Source organism: Nereida sp. NH-UV-3 (assembly GCF_042939535.1).
GTDB classification, from domain to species: domain Bacteria; phylum Pseudomonadota; class Alphaproteobacteria; order Rhodobacterales; family Rhodobacteraceae; genus Nereida; species Nereida ignava.
Genome location: NZ_CP132158.1, coordinates 52,534 through 70,827 on the forward strand (window position 1 = coordinate 52,534; position 18,294 = coordinate 70,827).

The window sequence follows — 18,294 nt, forward strand, 5'->3', positions numbered from 1 at the left end:
TATCTGACTGGTGAGTACAGTTGGGTTAGCGGATCACGCTGATTTTTGGCGATCAAAGGCGGTGTATTCATTCATTGCCGCAATGCATCCTTGATCCCAAATCATCGTCAACCAACGGCAAAAAGCGTCACGAAATGGCTCTGCATCGCGCAAATTACCGTAGATATTGCTCTGGTCCAACCATGCGGTAGGCTGTTCTTTTGCTTCCAATGCCGCGGCATTTAGCTCAGCCCAAATTGGATCGTTCGCTTCAATGACCGAGCCGTCTTCGCGTGTACCGGCGCACATCCGCGCCCAAAGAGCTTCGACCAATGCAAGTCCGCTCACAGACCGACCTGCTGCGAGTTGGTCACGCAAGATAGGTAACACGAAACCGGTGTGGCGCGCAGACCCGTCAAAGGCAACGCGGCGGGTTGTGTCAACAATGCGCGGGTTTGAGAAACGCGCTTCGATCAAATCAACATAAGCCGCGGGTGTCTTGCCGGGAACAGGTGCCACGGTTGGCGCAATCTCGTCGCGCTCAACCTTGCCAAAGAAATTACGGATCGCAGGATGCGCCATGCAGCCTGCAATCGTTTCGATGCTTAGCGTTTCTCCAACGTTCGCGATGACCTGATGCCCGGCATTAAGGATGCGAATTTTCATGGTTTCGAACGCGTGGACGTCATTGGAAAAAGTTACTCCAACCGTGTCCCAAGCGGGGCGACCTGCGCAGAACTTGTCTTCAATCACCCATTGGCGAAATGCCTCATGCGTGACGACAGCGGCGTCTTTGATCCCGAAATTATGCGCAAGGGCAAGTTCTTTCGGACCCGTCACAGGCGCGATACAATCGACCATAGAGTTTGGAAAAGTCGCATTGGCATCAATCCAATCCGCAAGGTCTGGATCAGAAAGGCGCGCCAACGATACGACAGTTTGGCGCAAGATATCACCGTTGCCTTGCAGGTTGTCGCAGCTCAATCCTGTGAAAGGCGCGTGACCCGCCGCACGGCGTAGCTTGAGGGCTGCAACCAGTGCGCCAAAGGCGGTGCGCGGCGTTTCGGGGTGGGCGGCATCGTGCAGCAAATCCGGATGCGCTGCATCAAAACCCTTAGTAACGGGATCGATGTAATAGCCGCTTTCAGTGACTGTCATTGCAACAATACGAATAGCAGGGTCAGCCATTTGCGCGATAAGGGGCGCGTTTCCTTCCTCGATAGGCAGGTAATCAATCATGGAGCCAACGACTTCTGCAGAAACGTTTTCTGGGTCCAATTCAACCAACGTTGTTAGGCAATCCTGCGCCAACAGTTTTTCACGCATTGCCGCATCATAGGGCCGCACGCCTGCACCAATAATGGCCCAATCGTGCGCCTCTCCAGCTTGCATCAAGCGATGCAAATACCACGCCTGATGCGCACGGTGAAAGTTACCAACGCCAATATGCACGATGCCAGGGGTGAGGGCGGTGCGATCGTATTGCGGGTGTTCAACGCTCAGTTGATCCAAAGTCGTATTAGAAAGGGAGATCAGCTCATCCATTGTCCACCATCCACATTGTATGTTTGCGCGACGATGTAATTCGCCGCATCGCTGGCCAGAAAGACGGCCATGCCAGTGAGGTCTTGGGCTGTGCCCATGCGGCCATAGGGAACAGCGGCGCCAACCTCTTTTTTCTTTTGTCCCGGTGCTTTGTTTTCATGCTTGGCAAAGAACGCATCCACGCCGTCCCAATGCTCACCGTCGACCACGCCGGGTGAAATCGCGTTTACGTTGATCCCATGTTTGATCAAATCGAGGCCCGAGGATTGGGTCAGGCTGATTACTGCTGCCTTGGTCGCACAATAGACAGCTACAAGCGGTTCACCGCGACGACCAGCTTGAGAGGCCATGTTGATGATCTTACCACCTTGGCCACGTTCTATCATGTGGCGTGCCACAGCTTGCATCGTGAACAGCGTACCCGATACGTTGATGTCAAACACGCGTTGATAATCCGCGCGTTCAATTTCAACGATGGGTGCGGCCGTAAACATCGCCGCGTTGTTGATCAGAATGTCGATGTGACCGAACTGCTCAATCGTATTGGCAACTGCGGTGTCAATGCTTGCCGGATCGGTGACATCAACGTGCACAGCAATAGCACGATCACCTAGCTCACCAGCAGTTGTTGCAGCACGTGTGTTGTCAATATCTGCAATCGCCACGCGGGCGCCTTCAGCGATGTACGCCTCAGCAAAAGCACGCCCGATACCTCGGGCGGCTCCTGTGATCAGTGCTGTCTTGCCAGCCAGTTGCATTACTCGATCCGCAATCCAGCTGTGTCGAACTTGTGAAGCTGCGTCTCGTCTGGTGTGAGGAAAATCTCTTCACCATGCTTGAACGTAGCATCTCCCGCTGCGCGCACTGTCATTGGGTCACAACCTTCGATGCCGTGGACGTGGACAAAGGTATCTGACCCCAGATGTTCGGCCACACCAACAGTGCCGTGCCATAGGCCACTGGTCTTAGAGGCAGTCACATGCTCTGGACGAATGCCGATCGTTTCTGCGCCGTGCTTTTGAGCTTCTGCACCTTCGATCAGATTCATCTTTGGGCTACCAATGAACCCAGCGACAAACTTGTTGCGCGGCTTGTGATATAGTTCCAATGGCGAGCCGACTTGCTCGATTACGCCCGCTTGCAGCACGACGATTTTATTGGCCATCGTCATCGCTTCGACTTGGTCATGTGTCACGTAGATCATCGTTGTCTGCATACGCTCATGCATCTCTGTAATCTCAAGGCGCATCCCAACGCGCAGTGCCGCGTCAAGGTTTGAGAGCGGCTCGTCAAAGAGGAACGCAGACGGATCCCGTACAATTGCACGGCCAATAGCCACACGCTGACGCTGACCGCCAGATAATTGGCCCGGCTTGCGGTCCAGATAATCAGTGAGGTTCAAAGAAGCAGCTGCCGCTTCAATACGCTTGTTCTGCTCTTCTTCGCTCATGCCTGCCATTCGCATCGGAAAGGCGATGTTCTTGCGCACGGTCATGTGCGGGTAGAGCGCGTAGGATTGAAACACCATCGCCAAGCCGCGTTTGGAAGGCGAAACTGACGTCATGTCTTCGTCGTCGATCAGAACCTTGCCGGATGTTGTGTCCTCAAGGCCTGCGATCAAGCGCAGCAGAGTTGATTTTCCGCAGCCTGATGGCCCAACGAAGACTGCAAATTCACCGTCTTCAATCGTGAGATCCAACGGAGGGATGACTTGTGTTTCGCCAAAGCTCTTGGTCACTTGTTCAAGTACGATACGTCCCATGATATTATCCTATTCCCGGTATTACTTGACGGCGCCAAAGCTGAGGCCTTGGACCAATTGTTTTTGACAGAACCAGCCCAAGACAATGATCGGGCCAACAGCAGCTGCGGAGACAGCGGAGAGACGTCCAAAGAATAGACCCTCTGGTGCGCGGTTCCCTTCAATGAGTTTTGACAGGGTCGCGGCGTCAGTTGTCGTTAAGCGAACCGTCCAATACGCTTCGTTCCAGCAAAAGATAAAGCAGAGCAATGCTGTCGATGCGATGCCGCCCCATGCGAGTGGGATGAGAATCTCTTTGATCTCTCCCCATGTGTTCACGCCGTCCATTTGGCCTGCTTCGATGATCTCTTTTGGGATCTCTTTGAAGTAGGTGAAGAGCATCCAGATCACGATCGGAAGGTTGATCAGGCACAGAACCAGAATGACCATGAAGTGCGTATCAAACAGCCCCAGACTTTTGGTCAGGAAGGTCATCGGATAAAGGACCGCCGCCGCAGGAAGCATCTTGGTCGAGAGCATCCACATCAACACATCTTTAGTCGCGCGCGTCGGGTTGAACGCCATGGAGTAGGCGCACGGAATACCAACCGCGAGCGCGAAGATCGTCGCGAACACCGAAGTGATGACTGAGTTGGTCGCAAAGCGCCAATAGTCATAGTTATCGGTCATGTTTGTGTAATTCTCTAGCGTTGGCGTGAAGAAGAACAAGAATTCCGGCTTCACCGCATCTGCATCCGTCTTAAAGCTTGTGAGAACAAGCCAGAAGATGGGGAAGAAGAATAATAATCCAACAATCCAGGCCAAAAGGGTGCGGCTGATTTGTCCGTATTTCGAAGATTGTGCAACAATCGCCATTTTCGTTACTCCATCAATGTCTTGCCAACCATGCGCAGCAAGAAAATTGCGACGATGTTGGCTAGGATGACGGCAAAGATTCCTGTCGCGGAAGCTGCACCGATGTTGTTGTTGGCAAATTCACCAATCAAATAAGGCAAGTTTTTATTCCCGTTGCCGCGGCTTACGATTTCGATCTCCGCATAAAGCGAGAGGTGGAAAATCGCTTGGATCATCACCACAATCGCAATGGGACGACCCAGATGCGGTAGCGTCAAAAAGCGGAACTGCGACCATGTGCTGGCCCCATCAAGGATGGCAGCTTCTTTTTGTTGCTGATCCTCAGACTGCAAGGACGTCATGAAGATCAGGATTGCAAAAGGAGTCCACTGCCATGTGACCATGATGATCACCGCATAAGCAGAGGTTTGCGTTGCGCGGAATGAAATCGGGGTCAATTCAGGCCAAAGCGAGAAGAACCAGCCAACACCGGGCGCGGCCCTCAGCCCATCGACGAGATCGTTGATACTGCCGACCGCGATGCCCTGTAGGCCGAGAACTGGGTCAAGGATCATGTTGATCCACAAAACTGCGTTTACCGCTGGCATGACGAAAAAAGGAGAGATCAAGAGAACGCGAACGATGCCTTGTCCGGGGAATGACTTGTTGATCAACACGGCGATTAGAACGCCAAGGATCACGGTCAGGAAGAGAATGCTGCAAACAATCAGAAGGCTGTTCTGGATCGCAAAAATAAAATCTTTGGACTTCAGAACAAACTCGTAGTTGCCAAAACCACGCCAGTTACTGAGGGCGGGTGTCGTCCACTCTGGTTTGCGCAGGTTATTCAGCACATAGCGAATAAACGAAAAATAAAGCGTCATCGAAAGCGGCACCAGCATCCAGATCAACAGCAGGACAACTGCCGGAGACTGAAGCAAGCGTGGAAGCGTTCTGTTAGACATGACTAGAGATCTCCTGCGAAGCATGTTGCTCGCGATGTTCTAAGAGTAATTTAACTGAATGGTGATTGGTATGCTGTTGTGTGGCGGTCGATCTGGGCCGCGACGCCCACTGTTCGTCTAAAGTGGAAGGCCCGGTCAGAGCCGGGCCTTCCTAAAATCTAAAGCAGAACTTAGTAGCCTGCTTCAGTCATGATTGCTTCAGCTGCTGCTTGGCCTGCTGCCAATGCATCTTCGACAGACTTTGCGCCAGACAATGCTGCTGCAATCTCTTGAGAAACTGCGGAACCAACCTCTGGGAACTCAGGGATCGCTACAAATTGTACGCCAACATATGGCTTCAAATCTGTTGCTTCAGGAGCTGCCGAGTCGATTGCAGCCATTTCAGCTGCTGCGAACTTCGCAACGGCTTGGAATTCAGGGATCGCATACGTAGAGGCACGCTGTCCTGTTGGCACTTTTGCCCAACCGAAGTCTGGGTGGTTACCCACAGCTTGAACGTACTCTTTAGATGTTGCCCACTCAATGAACTTCTGAGATTCGTCTGCATTTGGGGAACCAGCAGGGATCGCCATTGCCCATGCCCATAGCCAATTTGCACCTACTGGGTTACCAGCATTTGGAGACTGAGCATACGCAACGTTTTCGTTTTCAAGGAAGGAAGCAGCAATTGTTGCGTCAATCCAGAGGCCGCATTTGTCTTCGTTATAAAGAGCAAGGATCTCGTTAAAAGAGTTGCCTTCTGAACCTGGAGGGCCGTAGTTGTTTAGCAGGTTCACATACATTGTAACCGCTGCATTCCATTCCGGTGTATTCAGCGTAGGATTGTAATCTTTGTCAAACCAGGCTGCTCCAAAAGAGTTTGCGACGGTTGTTACGAATGCCATGCCATCTCCCCAGCCTGGCTTCCCGCGCAAACATGCACCATAGACGCCGTTATCTGGGTCGTGCATTGCTGCAGCTGCAGCAGTAATGTTTTCCCAGCTATCATTGTCAGCAATTGTCACGCCAGCTGCGTCGGTCAGGTCTTTACGGTACATAACCATTGAGCTTTCACCATAAAATGGTGCTGCATAAAGCGTGCCTTCGTGTGATAAACCCGCGCGCATAGCCGGCAGGATGTCGTCAACGTCGTAGTCTGCGCCAAACTCCAGGGGTTCGATCCAGCCTGCTGCGCCCCAAATTGGTGCTTCCTGCATGCCGATATTGATGATGTCGTATTGGCCACCACCGGTTGCTGTGTCGGACGTTACTTGCTCACGTAGAACACCTTCTTCCAGAGAAACCCAATTCAGCTTAACGCCTGTTTCTTCTGTGTACGCTTCTGCAACTTTCTGCATGTTGATCATGTGACCGTTGTTTACGATCGCAATCGTCAATTCTTTTGCGTGGCCGTCTGCAATCGCGCCGCCGGCTGCGAAAAGCGACATCGCTGTAGCAGCGTATAATGCTTTCTTGATAGACATCCAAATTTCCTCCTCTTTGGGTCGTGAGAACAATACTAGGTGAGGCGGCAACGCGAAGTCAATTACAAATTGGCGCGCGTAAATTTTATTTAAAGCGGGCGTTCAATCAAGGACTTAGGCGGACTCGCGCATAATAAGACGGCCGTCAAACGTTGTCTCCGAGCGATCTTTTGTCTGATCTTCGGCCTCTAACGTGCTGAACAACTCACGCACCGCACGATTCGCGATTGCCTCATAATCTTGTGCAATCGTGGTGAGCGGTGGGCAGGTGAATTTAGAGAAAGGGTGATCGTCATGTCCTGCAATGCGCAAGTCACACTCCGGACCATGCCCTACACGTAAACCCAGGTCATAGGCCGCCGACAACATCCCAATAGCAAGGCGATCATTACTGCAAAGAATAGTCTTGGTTTCAAAGGACTTAGCGGCCAGAAGGCGTCCACCTTCAACCTTACCAATTTCTTCAAAGTTCCAGCCCTCACCATCAGCTTGATAAATACGCGGCACATGGCCGTGGCGTTCCATACTATCAATATAGGCCTGGCGGCGCTTGTTGGCGTTGGGGTTTGTGGGTGACTTCATTTCAAAGAAACAAGGTGCTTCGCCACTGCGACAAAGGTATTCCACCATTAAGTCAACGCTTTGGGCGTTATCTGTCCCAACAAATGCTTGGCCGATACTGCTCATATTTGCGTCGAACAGTACGAGCGGGAAATCGGCGTCAAAGGTCTGTACGGCCTCAACATCCGACATGCGTCCGAACGGCGCGAGCAACACGCCAGCCGGTTTGAGCGCGCGTAAGGATGTGAGATTGTCCCGCTCCATCTCGGGGCTACCGTGCGAGCTTAGCAAGATGGGGCTGTAGCCAGCGTCAATACAGGCCAATTCAACACGCCGCCCAATCTCAGAAAAGAAGGGGTCGGCGAGGTTTGGAACAACCACACCAATGTTCTTTGTTGTACGCCTGTTTTGGTTCATAGCAAAAACGTTAGGCTGGTAATCGTACCGCTTAAGGGCAGCTTCAATTTTTGCTCGGGTCGACGTGCGCACGCTTTCAGGGTTGTTGAAATATTTTGAGACAGTTGGACGAGAAATTCCGCTTATGTTTGCGAATTCTTCCATATTGCGAATTTTCGGCTGTCCCATTTTATCACCTGATATTTTGATTTTTAGCGCGCGCTAATAACAGTAAGCTAAGAGGCAATTCTACACCTAGTCAAGAGGAGATGTTCTTTGCTTTTTCGCATTCTGGCTTTGGATCTTAAACTTTAATGAATTGGATCACGTCGTGCGGATTAGGCGCAAACCGCATAATTCTGTCAGTCCAGAAATGTACTATCAGTGGTGAATAGCATGCCTTGGCGTGCTAAGCGTTTGCGCAGATCACAGTCTACAAGACAGGGCAGCACCAAGAAATGAACATCCTTTTCATCATGTATGACCAGCTACGTTTCGATTACTTGAGTTGCGCCGGCCACCCATACCTGCCCACGCCTAACTTTGACCGGGTTGCGCAACTGGGAGTGCGGTTTACGAACGCTTATGTTCAATCACCTATTTGCGGCGCCAGTCGGATGAGCTTTTACACAGGCCGCTATACGTCATCCCACGGGGCACAATGGAATGGTTTTCCGCTGCGTGTGGGTGAAATGACGATGGGGGATCATTTGCACAAAGCAGGGATGAATTGCTATCTGATCGGCAAAACCCATATGCGCGTAGATGCAGAAGGCATGGCGCGGTTGGGCCTTGCAGCCGATAGCGTGATTGGTGCCCGCCAAGCGGAATGTGGTTTTGACGTTGTCATTCGTGATGATGGGCTTTGGGCACAAGGTCCTGATGGATTTTATGACGAGCAACGCTCGCCCTACAACGAGTACCTTAAGACCAAAGGATATGAGGCAGACAATCCGTGGGCCGCTCATGCGAATGCGGGTCTGCAAGACGGTGAGCAAGCCTCGGGTTGGATGTTTGATAACGCTGATAAGCCAGCAAACATTCGCGAAGAAGACAGTGAGACTGCGTGGCTGACCTCTGAGGCTATCAAATTTGTCGATACGACTGAGGGGCCTTGGTGCGCTCATGTCAGCTATATTAAGCCCCATTGGCCCTATATTGTGCCTGCACCCTATCATGATATGTTTGGGCCCGAGCATGTTTTGCCCCCCAACCGTGATCCTGTTGAGCGTGAAAACGCACACCCAGTTTATGATGCTTATATGGGGAATAAAATCGCAGCTGCTTTCCAAAATGACGATGTGCGCGCCAAAGTGGTGCCGGCGTACATGGGATTGATCAAGCAGTGTGATGATCACTTGGGGCGTCTTCTCGATCATCTTGAGATGACAGGCAAGTTGGATGACACTATGATCGTTCTCACGTCAGATCATGGTGATTTTCTTGGGGATCATTGGCTTGGTGAAAAAGATCTTTTCCACGAGCCATCTGTTAAAGTGCCGATGATTATTTTTGATCCGCGAAGCAGTGCAGATGCAACGCGCGGCACGACGTGCGATGCGCTCGTTGAGGCTATCGATCTTGTTCCTACGTTTGTAGATGTGGCGGGTGGCACAATCGCTGATCACATCCTTGAAGGCCAAAGCCTTGTACCGTTTCTGCATGGCCAGCCTACGAAAACCCGAGATTACGCGATCAGCGAATATGATTTCTCCGCGACACCACAGGCAGTCAAGTTGGGCCTTGAGCCGCGGGATGCGAGGCTGTTCATGGTGTTTGATGGCCGTTTCAAAATGATGCATGCGGAAGGGGGTTTCCGCCCCATGTTGTTCGATTTGAAGACTGACCCTAACGAGGTGCATGATCTTGCAAAAGGGTCAGCACATCAGGCCGAGATCGATCGGCTTTACGGTTATTTGGCAAAGTGGGGCCGACGCATGTCACAAAGGGTTACGCGTTCAGATGACGACATCGCTGCGATGCGCGGTAAGTCACTGCGCAAGGGAATTTTGCCGTTCTTGAAGGACGGCACCGAAGTAGACCCTGAAATGACAACAGCCTACCGCGGTCCCGTCGTGCAAAACTTCACACCCAAAACTTAGCTGCGAATGCGGCTGTACTCAGGATCGTATGGTCCGCTTTCAATGACTTCGGCTGCGAATGCTTCACCGATGATATCCACCGTCATTGTTGTGCCTGTTTGAGAAAATTCAGGCTCTATAAATGCGTAAGCAAGGTTTTTACCTACGCGGTGGCCCCAGTCCCCTGATGTTACGGTCCCGATAATCCGCCCATCTAAACGTACAGATGCGCCTCCATGTGCGGGTGCATGCTTTGCGTCAATTACGAGCGTCACAAGTTTACGCTGTTGGCCAGTGACCATACGTTTTTCAAGCGCATCTTTACCAATAAAGTCGCCTTTGCTGAGCTTCACAAAACGCTCTAGCCCAGTTTCAAAGGGATCAAATTCCGTCAGAATGTCGGACTTCCAGTGCAAAAAGCCTTTCTCCATTCGCATGGATTCCACAGCCCGTGAGCCAAAGAGTGTCATGCCATACGCCTCACCAGCCTTACGCAGAGCAACGTAGGCCGCATGTAAGCTTTCATTTGGAATGTGGATCTCATAGGCCAGCTCCCCTGAAAAACTGACGCCAAGCACAGTCGCTGGTGCAATCCCGATGTGAGTTTCGCGCACGGATAGCCAAGGGAATGCCTCACGCGACCAATCCCCACGTGCGGTCATAGACAAAACATCGCGCGCTTTTGGACCGGCAATCACAAGGATCGTTTGTGCGTTTGTAAGTGAGCGGATTTTGACGTCTTCGTCTGCTTTGATATGTGCCTCTAGCCAATCCATATCATGATATTCAGAGGCTGCAGCCGACCCGTACCAAACACGTTCTGGGCCACGATCAGACGCAGGGATATTCGCAATTGTTGCTTCGGCTTTGAGCAGGCCATGATTGTTTAAAAGATAGCCCAGACCCACACGACCCTCGCGCTTGGTGACAGTGCCGCACATCATACGATCAAGAAAGCTGTGGACATCCGTGCCCGTCAATTCAAAGCGATTGAACCCAGAAACCTCTGTCATCCCAACGTTCGTTGAGATTGCAGTGACTTCTTTTGCCACAACATCGTGGACTTCGTTAAACTTGAACCCAAGAGTCTCTTTGAAATCTTGCGTTGGCTTGATGTAATCAACCCGCTCCCACCCGTTGACGGTGCCCATTTCTGCCCCCTCAGAAATAAGGACCTGTGTGAGTGGTGTTGTTTTCATGGGGCGTCCGGCGGGTCGGTGTTCGTGCGGGAAATGGAAGCGGAATTCGTTTTGATAATCCTCGATCGCTTTGAGTGCCGTTAACTCGACAGTCGCATGACCGGTGAAACGCCGCGGATCGATAACCCACGTGTCATATTGCGCCTCACCATGAACGATCTGTTGTGCCAACAGCCAGCCATGGCCGCCCCCTTCACCCAGACCTGCGCGCAGACCAATGATGCAGAATGCGTTTCGTTTCCCGGGGATCGGGCCAACAAGAGGCGCGCCATCAATGGTGTAGGTAATGGGCCCGTTTACCACTTCGCGAATGCCTGTTTCCATCAGTACTGGCATCCGCTCAAACGCACCTTCAAGGACATCGGTGACGCGATCTAAATCATCTGGGCATAGCGCATTCGTAAATTTGGGATCAATGCCGTCCATGCCCCAAGTCCGGCAATCCTGTTCATAAAACCCAAGCAGCAATCCACCCTTTTCTTGTCGCGAGTAATAGTCGCTGATCGGGCAGCGCAGCAGTGGCATCCGGTGACCTGCCTGAGCAATTGCAGGGATGTCTTCTGTCAGAAAATACTGGTGTTCCATCGATGCAACTGGGTGCTGGACGCCCATCATCGCCCCGATTTCATTACACCTGTAGCCGCCTGCGTTTACGACGATTTCGCACTTTACGTCACCTTTCTCGGTGTGGACCGTCCATGTGCTGTCAGCATGTTGAGTGAGCCCCGTGACTGGCGTGTGGCGGTTGACTTCAGCGCCTGCAAGACGCGCACGACGCGCCAGTGCTTGGCACAGCTGTGCGGGGTCAATATGGCCATCAGTCGGATCCCATAGACCACCGAGCAGATTATCTGTCGAAATAAGTGGGTGCCGCCGCGCACATTCAGCAGCATCCAGCACCTCAAATTCAACACCCATTCCAGCTGCCATTGACGTGAACTGCCGGTATCCATCCATTTGTGCTTGCGTGTTAGCAAGTCGGATGCCGCCGTCGCCATAGTTATAGCCGACGGGGTATTCGGGGTCGTCGCGCAGCTCTTTGTATAGATTGATCGAGTGTGTTTTCAGGCCGACCATCGTTTGGTTCATGCCAAAGTTGGTGACCTGCGCGGCTGAGTGCCATGTGGTGCCAGACGTCAGCTCGTCACGCTCAATCAGCATAACATCGGTCCAGCCCTCTTGCGTAAGATGGTAGAGCGCTGAACATCCAGCAATACCGCCACCAATAACCACTACACGCGCTTGATCTCTCATCTGTTTGCCATCCATATTTGAAGTGCTGTTAACTTCATGAATGCACAACGATGAAACCGGTCAAGCGATAACCTCAAGTTTTAGGAATATCGAATGCTACCTTTATGATTTCTGGTGGCGGCAATGAGGAACGAGAGTTTTCCTAGCCCACTGTGAACTCTGCTCATTTTCTTAAAAATGCAAAGTCTTCATTTGTTCGTAGTAACTGGCAAATCTCCGCAAAATCCGCCTACGGCTACCTCACCTGATCCAAGGCTTATGGCACTTGGTGCAACGTATGGGTTCGGCGGTATCATGATCAGGTCAAAGACCAGAAGGCTGGCGACAAGCGTTATCGCGATTGAAGCAGTGAGATATCTCGTCAAAGTCATACCTCCAGCCCTAATCGTGGGCGCAAATAAATTCCCAAGTACGATCCCATAAAGGCGAAAGCGAACCAGACCCATCCGTGAAGACTACCGGTAGATATGCCAGAAAAGAACGCCCCAACGTTACATCCAAAGGCCAATCTAGCAGCGTAGCCCATTAGAAACCCTGCGGCTGCTGCGTAGACCCAGCCTGACATTGGCACCTTTGGCAGTGGTTGTGACAAACCCTTTCGCCAAAAAGCCACCAAGAACGCACCTGCGATCAAACCGATATTTGTGAGTGACGTATAATCTGTCAGCACGCTTGCCTGGATGCGTTCTAGCGATCCTGCGGCGGTCCAAAAGACTGATCCGGACAGGTCCACACCAGAAAAATATGCTCCCTTAGCGACCCAAAGCCCCAGACCATAAACCACGCCCCACGGCTGTCCTGATACGATCAAGTTAAGAAGCGCTAATACAGCAACTAGGACCGCTGCTAGTATCAACCGCTTAGGAAGTCGGCGTAGCTGTGGCTCTGCCTTCCACCACAAAAACGCAGCAACGCCTGACAAAACGAGCAAGGTAGTGAAGGTACCTTCCCAACCAGTTAGATTTTGTGCTGGAAGCGCGCCAAGACCCGTCCACCAAGATAGGTGAAAAGCCCCTGCAAAACTGCCAACGGCAAAAAAGGGCAAGGCTATCAGAGAAACAAGATTGCCTGATCCAGCGTTGACCAATGTGCCAGATCCGCACCCCAATACAATTTGCATGGCGACGCCAAAAACAAACGCGCCCAAAACCATAGCGTATCCTATGGGTGCGGCAGCGGCGTTAACTTCACCTGAGTTACTATTGATGAGCGGTATCGCAAATAACGCCACAATTCCGATTGCAAGGAGTTGAGCCCAGATACCCGAAGGGTCACGTCGCAAAATCATTGCCCGCCATGGTCCTGCAAAGCCAAAGCGCAGTGCTTCTAAAGTGGCTCCAAATCCAAGGCCGATCGCAATCATTAAACCATATCGAAGGCCGGCAATTGCAGACACAGACAAGCACAGGAATACAGCAAAGAATAACACTGCCGCAGACGTGAAAAATTTGCGGAGGTTGCCCCCCGCAATTGGTTGCGCAAGATCAGACAAAGCTAGAACCCAATTTGACGAAGTAGGTTCTTAAAGACACCTGGTGTGTTTTCCATTGGCAAGTCTGCGTTGGAATACTCAACCATCGATCCGGCATAGAGCTTTGCATTTTCAACATTCGCAAGCTCGGACAGAGCGAACCAATGTGTCGCGGCCCAGTGCCCAGTGTTGCAAAACGAGATGACCTCTTCGTCACCCTTAATGCCAAGCGAGGCTTTCAAAGCAGAGATATCTGTCGGGGTTGAGATGGCTGCGGCTCCATTTTCGAAAAATGTTGCGTAGGATTGATTAACAGCGCCGGGCAACGTCCCTGGGCGTTTGGCAGCACCGTGTGCTTTGTCGCCAGCAAAGAACTCGGGCAGCCGTGCATCAACCAAAAGCCCTGAGTTTTCACCTTTTACCACTGAAGACACGTGCTGAGTATCCGCCAACCAAGTGGTATCAAACTCAAGGTCCAGCTGGCTTGGTACTGCGGTCTCAGGCGTGTTGTTTAGAGGCAGGTTTGCGTCTCGCCATGCAATCCGTCCACCGTTCAGGATGCTCAGGTCGGTGAAGCCGGTTGATTTAAGCGTCCAATATACACGCGCTGCTGCACCAAAATCTGTATCAGTGTTACCTTCTGAAATGATGACAATAGGCTCGTCTTGCTCGAGGCCTAGCTTCTCAAGGTGCTCTTCCAAAACCGCCAAATCCATAAGGCCGCCGGGATTGTCTTTGGTGCCACGGAACAATTTGTACGGTGCCCAAAGTGCGCCGTCCACGTGAGAGTCCGCATAGCCGTCGTTGCGGATATCAAGAAGAACGGGTTGTTTCGTATCTAGCGCGTTGGCAAGATCATCAGCCTCGACAAGCGGTCCAAATGTTGCCGCGAGCGGCGCTGTAGCAATACCAACGATTGCGACAAGTGTGGTAAGAATAAGTCTCATAACGCGGTCCCTAAATTTGTTTCAGAGTGGCATTAAGCGAAAATTTAATTCTCGTAAATGGGGGCAAAGAGCCGTCATACGGGACAATATTCTGCGTATCCGATCATGTCAGAACATTGTCGCACTAAAGTAAGCTGCTCAGATTATTCGTACCTTTACGCCCAACCAATTGAGACAAATGATCTTACTTAGCCGATTTTTGCTTTTTCCACTCAAGGTGGCAAACTAGGGCAGGGGGATGAACTCATCATTATCGTTGGGTGGTAATTGGAACCGACCATGCGCCCAATCACCGGCCGCCCAAGCAACCTTGGCGGCTTCAATCTTGTCACGCGAGGACGCTACAAAGTTCCACCAAATGTGACGGGGACCATTGAGGGTTTCACCCCCCAAAGCCATTAGACGTGCGCCTGAAGAACCGGCTTTTACGGTAATCTTGTCACCCGGGCGGAACACCATCATTTGACCCGCTTCAAAAGTATCCCCAGCCACCTCAATTGACCCTGATGTTAGATAAAGCCCACGGTCCTCGTGATCATGGGGCAGGGGAAGCATCGCACCGCGTTCAAGCACCACGTCTGCATAAAACATCTCAGAGAATGTTTTGGTGGGTGCGCGTTCACCCCAAGCATTGCCCAAGATCAAGCGGACCTGTTTACCTTCGCCCTCTAAAAACGGCAGCTCGGCTTCTTTATGGTGTTCGAAGCCCGCGTTTGTTTCTTCATGCTCTTCAGGCAGTGCAACCCAAGTCTGAATGCCAAATAATTTGCTACCACTTGCTCTTGTCTGCGCGCTGGTTCGTTCGGAGTGCGTTACCCCGTTACCCGCGATCATCCAATTCACCTCACCGGGGTAAATCATTTGATTTGTGCCAAGGCTGTCACGGTGCTGAAATTCGCCTTGATATAAATAGGTGACTGTTGCGAGACCAATATGCGGGTGCGGTCGTACATCAATGCCTTGATCGGTCAAAAATTCTGCGGGACCCATCTGATCGAAGAACACAAACGGGCCTACCATCTTGCGTTCAACCGAAGGCAATGCACGGCGAACTTCAAAATCACCAATATCACGGGCACGCGGAACGATTAGCGTTTCAATCGAGTCCATCGACCCTGCATCAGGACAATGTGGTTCAATGCTTGGGTTCCAACTCATGGTTTGCTCCAATCTAAGCATCGTTTGAGCAAATGCTACGCTCTAGATGGTTCAATGAGAAGGCAAAGCGCTGAACAGCTTATGTTCATTTTTGCGAAAGTTTACACGCTTCAGTCGTATCGAAGCGCCGTCGCTTTACCGCGGAAGATGTAATACGACAGGACCGTATATCCCAAGATGGCAGGCACGACGAAAAGCGTTCCAATCAAAATAATGAAAAGGCTTTCTGGTGCTGATGCGGCCTCGTAAATCGTGATTTTTTCTGGGACTACATAGGGGTAGAAAGAGTAGGCCATCCCAGCAAAAGCCAGCGTGAACAACCCGATCGCCGCGGCAAACGGCGTCCATGCCCATCTGTCATTGGTGAGGGGCATCCGCCCTAATTGCCACCACAAGAATACGACTAGTGCTGCAGACAAGATTGGCATTGGCGCAAGATAAAGCGCTTCTGGCCAACTAAACCACTTATCGAAAATACGGGTGCTGACAAAAGGAGTAGCCAATGAAATCGAACCTATCCCAAGGATGAGGCCCCAAATGCCCCCCTTCGCCCAGCGGATTGCATGCCGCTGTAGTTGCCCATCCGTTTTAGAGATAAGCCACGCCGCACCAATAAAGCTGTAACCAACGGTTAAGAAAACCGCCGTGAGAAGCGCGAAAATCACATTGGGTAGGGTCCAGGTTAGGCCCATGATATACATTCCCAGCATAAAACCTTGGCTGAGTGAGGCCATAAGTGAGCCTGCAAAAAAAGCACCGTTCCACATTGGTTTCTGGGCAATGGGTGCCTTGGCCCGCATTTCAAATGAAATGCCTCGCAAGATGAGCCCGATAAGCATCACAAAAACTGGCAGATAAAGTGCCGTCAAAATAGTCCCGTGGGCCGTGGGGAAGGCCACCAGCAAAAGACCGACCGCAAGTACCAGCCACGTTTCATTGGCATCCCAAAAAGGGCCGATTGAGGCTACCAGTCGGTCTTTTTCATCGTCATTGGAAAGCGGCATTAGCAGCCCAACTCCAAGGTCAAATCCATCCAACACCACGTAGATCAGAATGGATAGACCCATCAGGGCCGCAAAGGTCCATGGCAGCCAGACTGCGGGATCACCGAAATAATCCATCATTATTCTCCTGGTTGCAGGTTGGACGCTACCGCTTCGCCACGACGCGGGTAAGTACGCGACGAGAACGGCTCGCCACGGGTCGCCTTGCGCGCGAGATACGTTATGACACCAATATAGGCCACGATTAGCACCGCATAGACCACAAGATACCCAATCAGTGTGCTCAGAACCATTGCGCTAGGTACATCGCTAACGGCATCTTTTGTGGTGAGCACGCCTTGAACAAGCCATGGCTGCCGCCCGATTTCAGTGGTGTACCAACCGGCCAATGTCGCGATCCAGCCGCTAAAGCTCATGGCACAGAAAGCATAGAGAGCCGCTTTTGGCATCGCCCCCGCGCCGTATTTACGCAGCATCACAACACCACCCCATGACAGTAACAGCATTGCCATGCCTGTGCCCACCATGATGCGGAAGCTGAAAAATACTGGCGCCACGCGCGGGTGCAACACCTCACCGCCCTCAGTGATAAAGTCATTCAGGCCAGGCACGACACCGTCCGCTTTGTGGGTCAAGATGAGTGAGGCGCCGTTAGGAACGGCAATCTCAAAGCGATTTTCACGCGCTTCTTGGTCGGGCAGGGCAAAAAGCACCAATGGCACATTCGGGCCTGTCTCCCAGTTACCTTCCATCGCTGCTACTTTTGCAGGCTGATATTCGAGCGTGTTTAGTCCGTGAAAATCACCAGCCAGAATTTGCAGCGGGATAAGTCCAGCACCAGCAATGACACCAACGCGAAGCGCAGTCTTTACGTCCTCGCCGCGGTCGCCCCACAACATCCGCAAGGCCGAGATACCCGCCACCAAAAAGGCAACTGTTAGTCCAGATGCCAGCATCATGTGAATAAAGCGATACGGCATTGAAGGGTTGAAGATGATCTCAAGCCAGTTGGTTGCGTGCACAACGCCGTCAATCACCTCATAACCTTGGGGGGTGTGCATCCATGAATTCAGAACGATGATCCAGAACGTCGACATTGTGGTCCCGAAGGCGACCAAGAACGTGGCCAAGGTGTGCACCCAAGGTTTAACCCGTGAGGCACCAAAAAGCATAATCCCAAGAAATACCGCCTCAAGGAAAAATGCAGTCATGATTTCATAGGCCAGTAGGGGGCCCGCCACATTGCCAACGGTTTCCATGAAGCCGGGCCAGTTTGTACCGAATTGGAACGACATCGTGATACCCGACACGACACCCATGGCGAAAGATAACGCAAATACCTTCACCCAGAACATATAGGCGTCCATCCACTTTTGCTCTCCGGTCGCGGTGAAGCGCACCTTAAAGAACAACAATACCCATCCTAAGGCGATGGTGATTGTTGGAAACAGAATGTGAAACGAGATATTCGCACCAAACTGAATACGAGAAAGAAGAAGTGTGTCCACCAGAAGCTCCAGAAAGAAAAAAGACAATTCCTGAGCCTGAGGTATGCTGCACTGCCCTACAGGGGAAGATCATGCGACAATAGGCGCACATGTCTGACAGCACGATGAACCCGCAAAGATGCACACAGACATGTGATCTGCTGCGGTGGTCATCGCGCAATAGTGAA

15 protein-coding genes are annotated in these 18,294 nt (G+C 51.7%); 1 reads left to right on the top strand and 14 read right to left on the bottom strand.

Annotated features, from left to right (window positions below):
• Window positions 1-33: 33 nt before the first annotated feature.
• The 7 genes from NeNHUV3_RS12360 to NeNHUV3_RS12390 all read right to left on the bottom strand — a co-directional run bounded on the left by NeNHUV3_RS12360 (window position 34) and on the right by NeNHUV3_RS12390 (window position 7,694).
• Window positions 34-1,524: a mannitol dehydrogenase family protein gene (locus NeNHUV3_RS12360; protein WP_391483299.1), complete on the bottom strand. Its 1,491-nt coding sequence runs from the start codon at window positions 1,522-1,524 to the stop codon at window positions 34-36.
• Window positions 1,512-2,282 carry an L-iditol 2-dehydrogenase gene (locus NeNHUV3_RS12365; RefSeq protein WP_391483301.1) on the bottom strand — a complete coding sequence of 257 codons (771 nt, stop codon included), beginning with the start codon at window positions 2,280-2,282 and terminating at the stop codon, window positions 1,512-1,514. Before NeNHUV3_RS12365 ends, NeNHUV3_RS12360 begins: the two co-directional genes overlap by 13 nt.
• Window positions 2,282-3,286, bottom strand: coding sequence for an ABC transporter ATP-binding protein (locus NeNHUV3_RS12370; RefSeq protein ID WP_391483303.1), 1,005 nt, complete (start codon window positions 3,284-3,286; stop codon window positions 2,282-2,284). The genes NeNHUV3_RS12365 and NeNHUV3_RS12370 overlap by 1 nt, the downstream gene beginning before the upstream one ends.
• 21 nt (window positions 3,287-3,307) lie before the next feature.
• On the bottom strand, window positions 3,308-4,141 hold the full coding sequence (locus NeNHUV3_RS12375; RefSeq protein ID WP_391483305.1) for a carbohydrate ABC transporter permease: 834 nt from the start codon (window positions 4,139-4,141) through the stop codon (window positions 3,308-3,310).
• 5 nt (window positions 4,142-4,146) lie between these two features.
• Window positions 4,147-5,085, bottom strand: coding sequence for a sugar ABC transporter permease (locus tag NeNHUV3_RS12380; RefSeq protein WP_334067598.1), 939 nt, complete (start codon window positions 5,083-5,085; stop codon window positions 4,147-4,149).
• A 170-nt stretch (window positions 5,086-5,255) separates the two neighbouring features.
• On the bottom strand, window positions 5,256-6,548 hold the full coding sequence (locus NeNHUV3_RS12385) for an ABC transporter substrate-binding protein (protein ID WP_391483308.1): 1,293 nt from the start codon (window positions 6,546-6,548) through the stop codon (window positions 5,256-5,258).
• Window positions 6,549-6,662: 114 nt separating this feature from the next.
• Window positions 6,663-7,694, bottom strand: a complete 1,032-nt coding sequence (locus NeNHUV3_RS12390; protein WP_391483310.1) for a LacI family DNA-binding transcriptional regulator — start codon at window positions 7,692-7,694, stop codon at window positions 6,663-6,665.
• A gap of 269 nt (window positions 7,695-7,963) precedes the next feature.
• On the opposite strand from NeNHUV3_RS12390, the gene NeNHUV3_RS12395 reads away from it, so the two are divergent.
• A complete protein-coding gene (locus tag NeNHUV3_RS12395) occupies window positions 7,964-9,607 on the top strand; it encodes a sulfatase-like hydrolase/transferase (RefSeq protein WP_391483312.1) in 1,644 nt (547 codons plus the stop codon).
• Here the strand turns inward: NeNHUV3_RS12395 and NeNHUV3_RS12400 are convergent.
• From NeNHUV3_RS12400 to NeNHUV3_RS12430, 7 genes are all read right to left on the bottom strand, one after another.
• Complete coding sequence (locus NeNHUV3_RS12400) at window positions 9,604-12,039, bottom strand: FAD-dependent oxidoreductase (protein ID WP_391483314.1); 2,436 nt, start codon at window positions 12,037-12,039, stop codon at window positions 9,604-9,606. The genes NeNHUV3_RS12395 and NeNHUV3_RS12400 overlap by 4 nt on opposite strands.
• A gap of 188 nt (window positions 12,040-12,227) precedes the next feature.
• On the bottom strand, window positions 12,228-12,410 hold the full coding sequence (locus NeNHUV3_RS12405) for a hypothetical protein (RefSeq protein ID WP_391483316.1): 183 nt from the start codon (window positions 12,408-12,410) through the stop codon (window positions 12,228-12,230).
• On the bottom strand, window positions 12,407-13,402 hold the full coding sequence (locus tag NeNHUV3_RS12410; RefSeq protein ID WP_391483375.1) for a YeeE/YedE family protein: 996 nt from the start codon (window positions 13,400-13,402) through the stop codon (window positions 12,407-12,409). The genes NeNHUV3_RS12405 and NeNHUV3_RS12410 overlap by 4 nt, the downstream gene beginning before the upstream one ends.
• 131 nt (window positions 13,403-13,533) lie before the next feature.
• Window positions 13,534-14,457, bottom strand: coding sequence for a sulfurtransferase (locus tag NeNHUV3_RS12415; RefSeq protein ID WP_391483317.1), 924 nt, complete (start codon window positions 14,455-14,457; stop codon window positions 13,534-13,536).
• A 225-nt stretch (window positions 14,458-14,682) separates the two neighbouring features.
• On the bottom strand, window positions 14,683-15,615 hold the full coding sequence (locus NeNHUV3_RS12420; protein WP_391483319.1) for a pirin family protein: 933 nt from the start codon (window positions 15,613-15,615) through the stop codon (window positions 14,683-14,685).
• Window positions 15,616-15,725: 110 nt separating this feature from the next.
• Window positions 15,726-16,736 (bottom strand): cytochrome d ubiquinol oxidase subunit II, encoded by a 1,011-nt coding sequence (locus tag NeNHUV3_RS12425; RefSeq protein WP_391483376.1) that lies wholly within the window; start codon window positions 16,734-16,736, stop codon window positions 15,726-15,728.
• A gap of 2 nt (window positions 16,737-16,738) precedes the next feature.
• Window positions 16,739-18,127 (bottom strand): cytochrome ubiquinol oxidase subunit I, encoded by a 1,389-nt coding sequence (locus tag NeNHUV3_RS12430; protein WP_391483321.1) that lies wholly within the window; start codon window positions 18,125-18,127, stop codon window positions 16,739-16,741.
• Window positions 18,128-18,294: the final 167 nt, after the last annotated feature.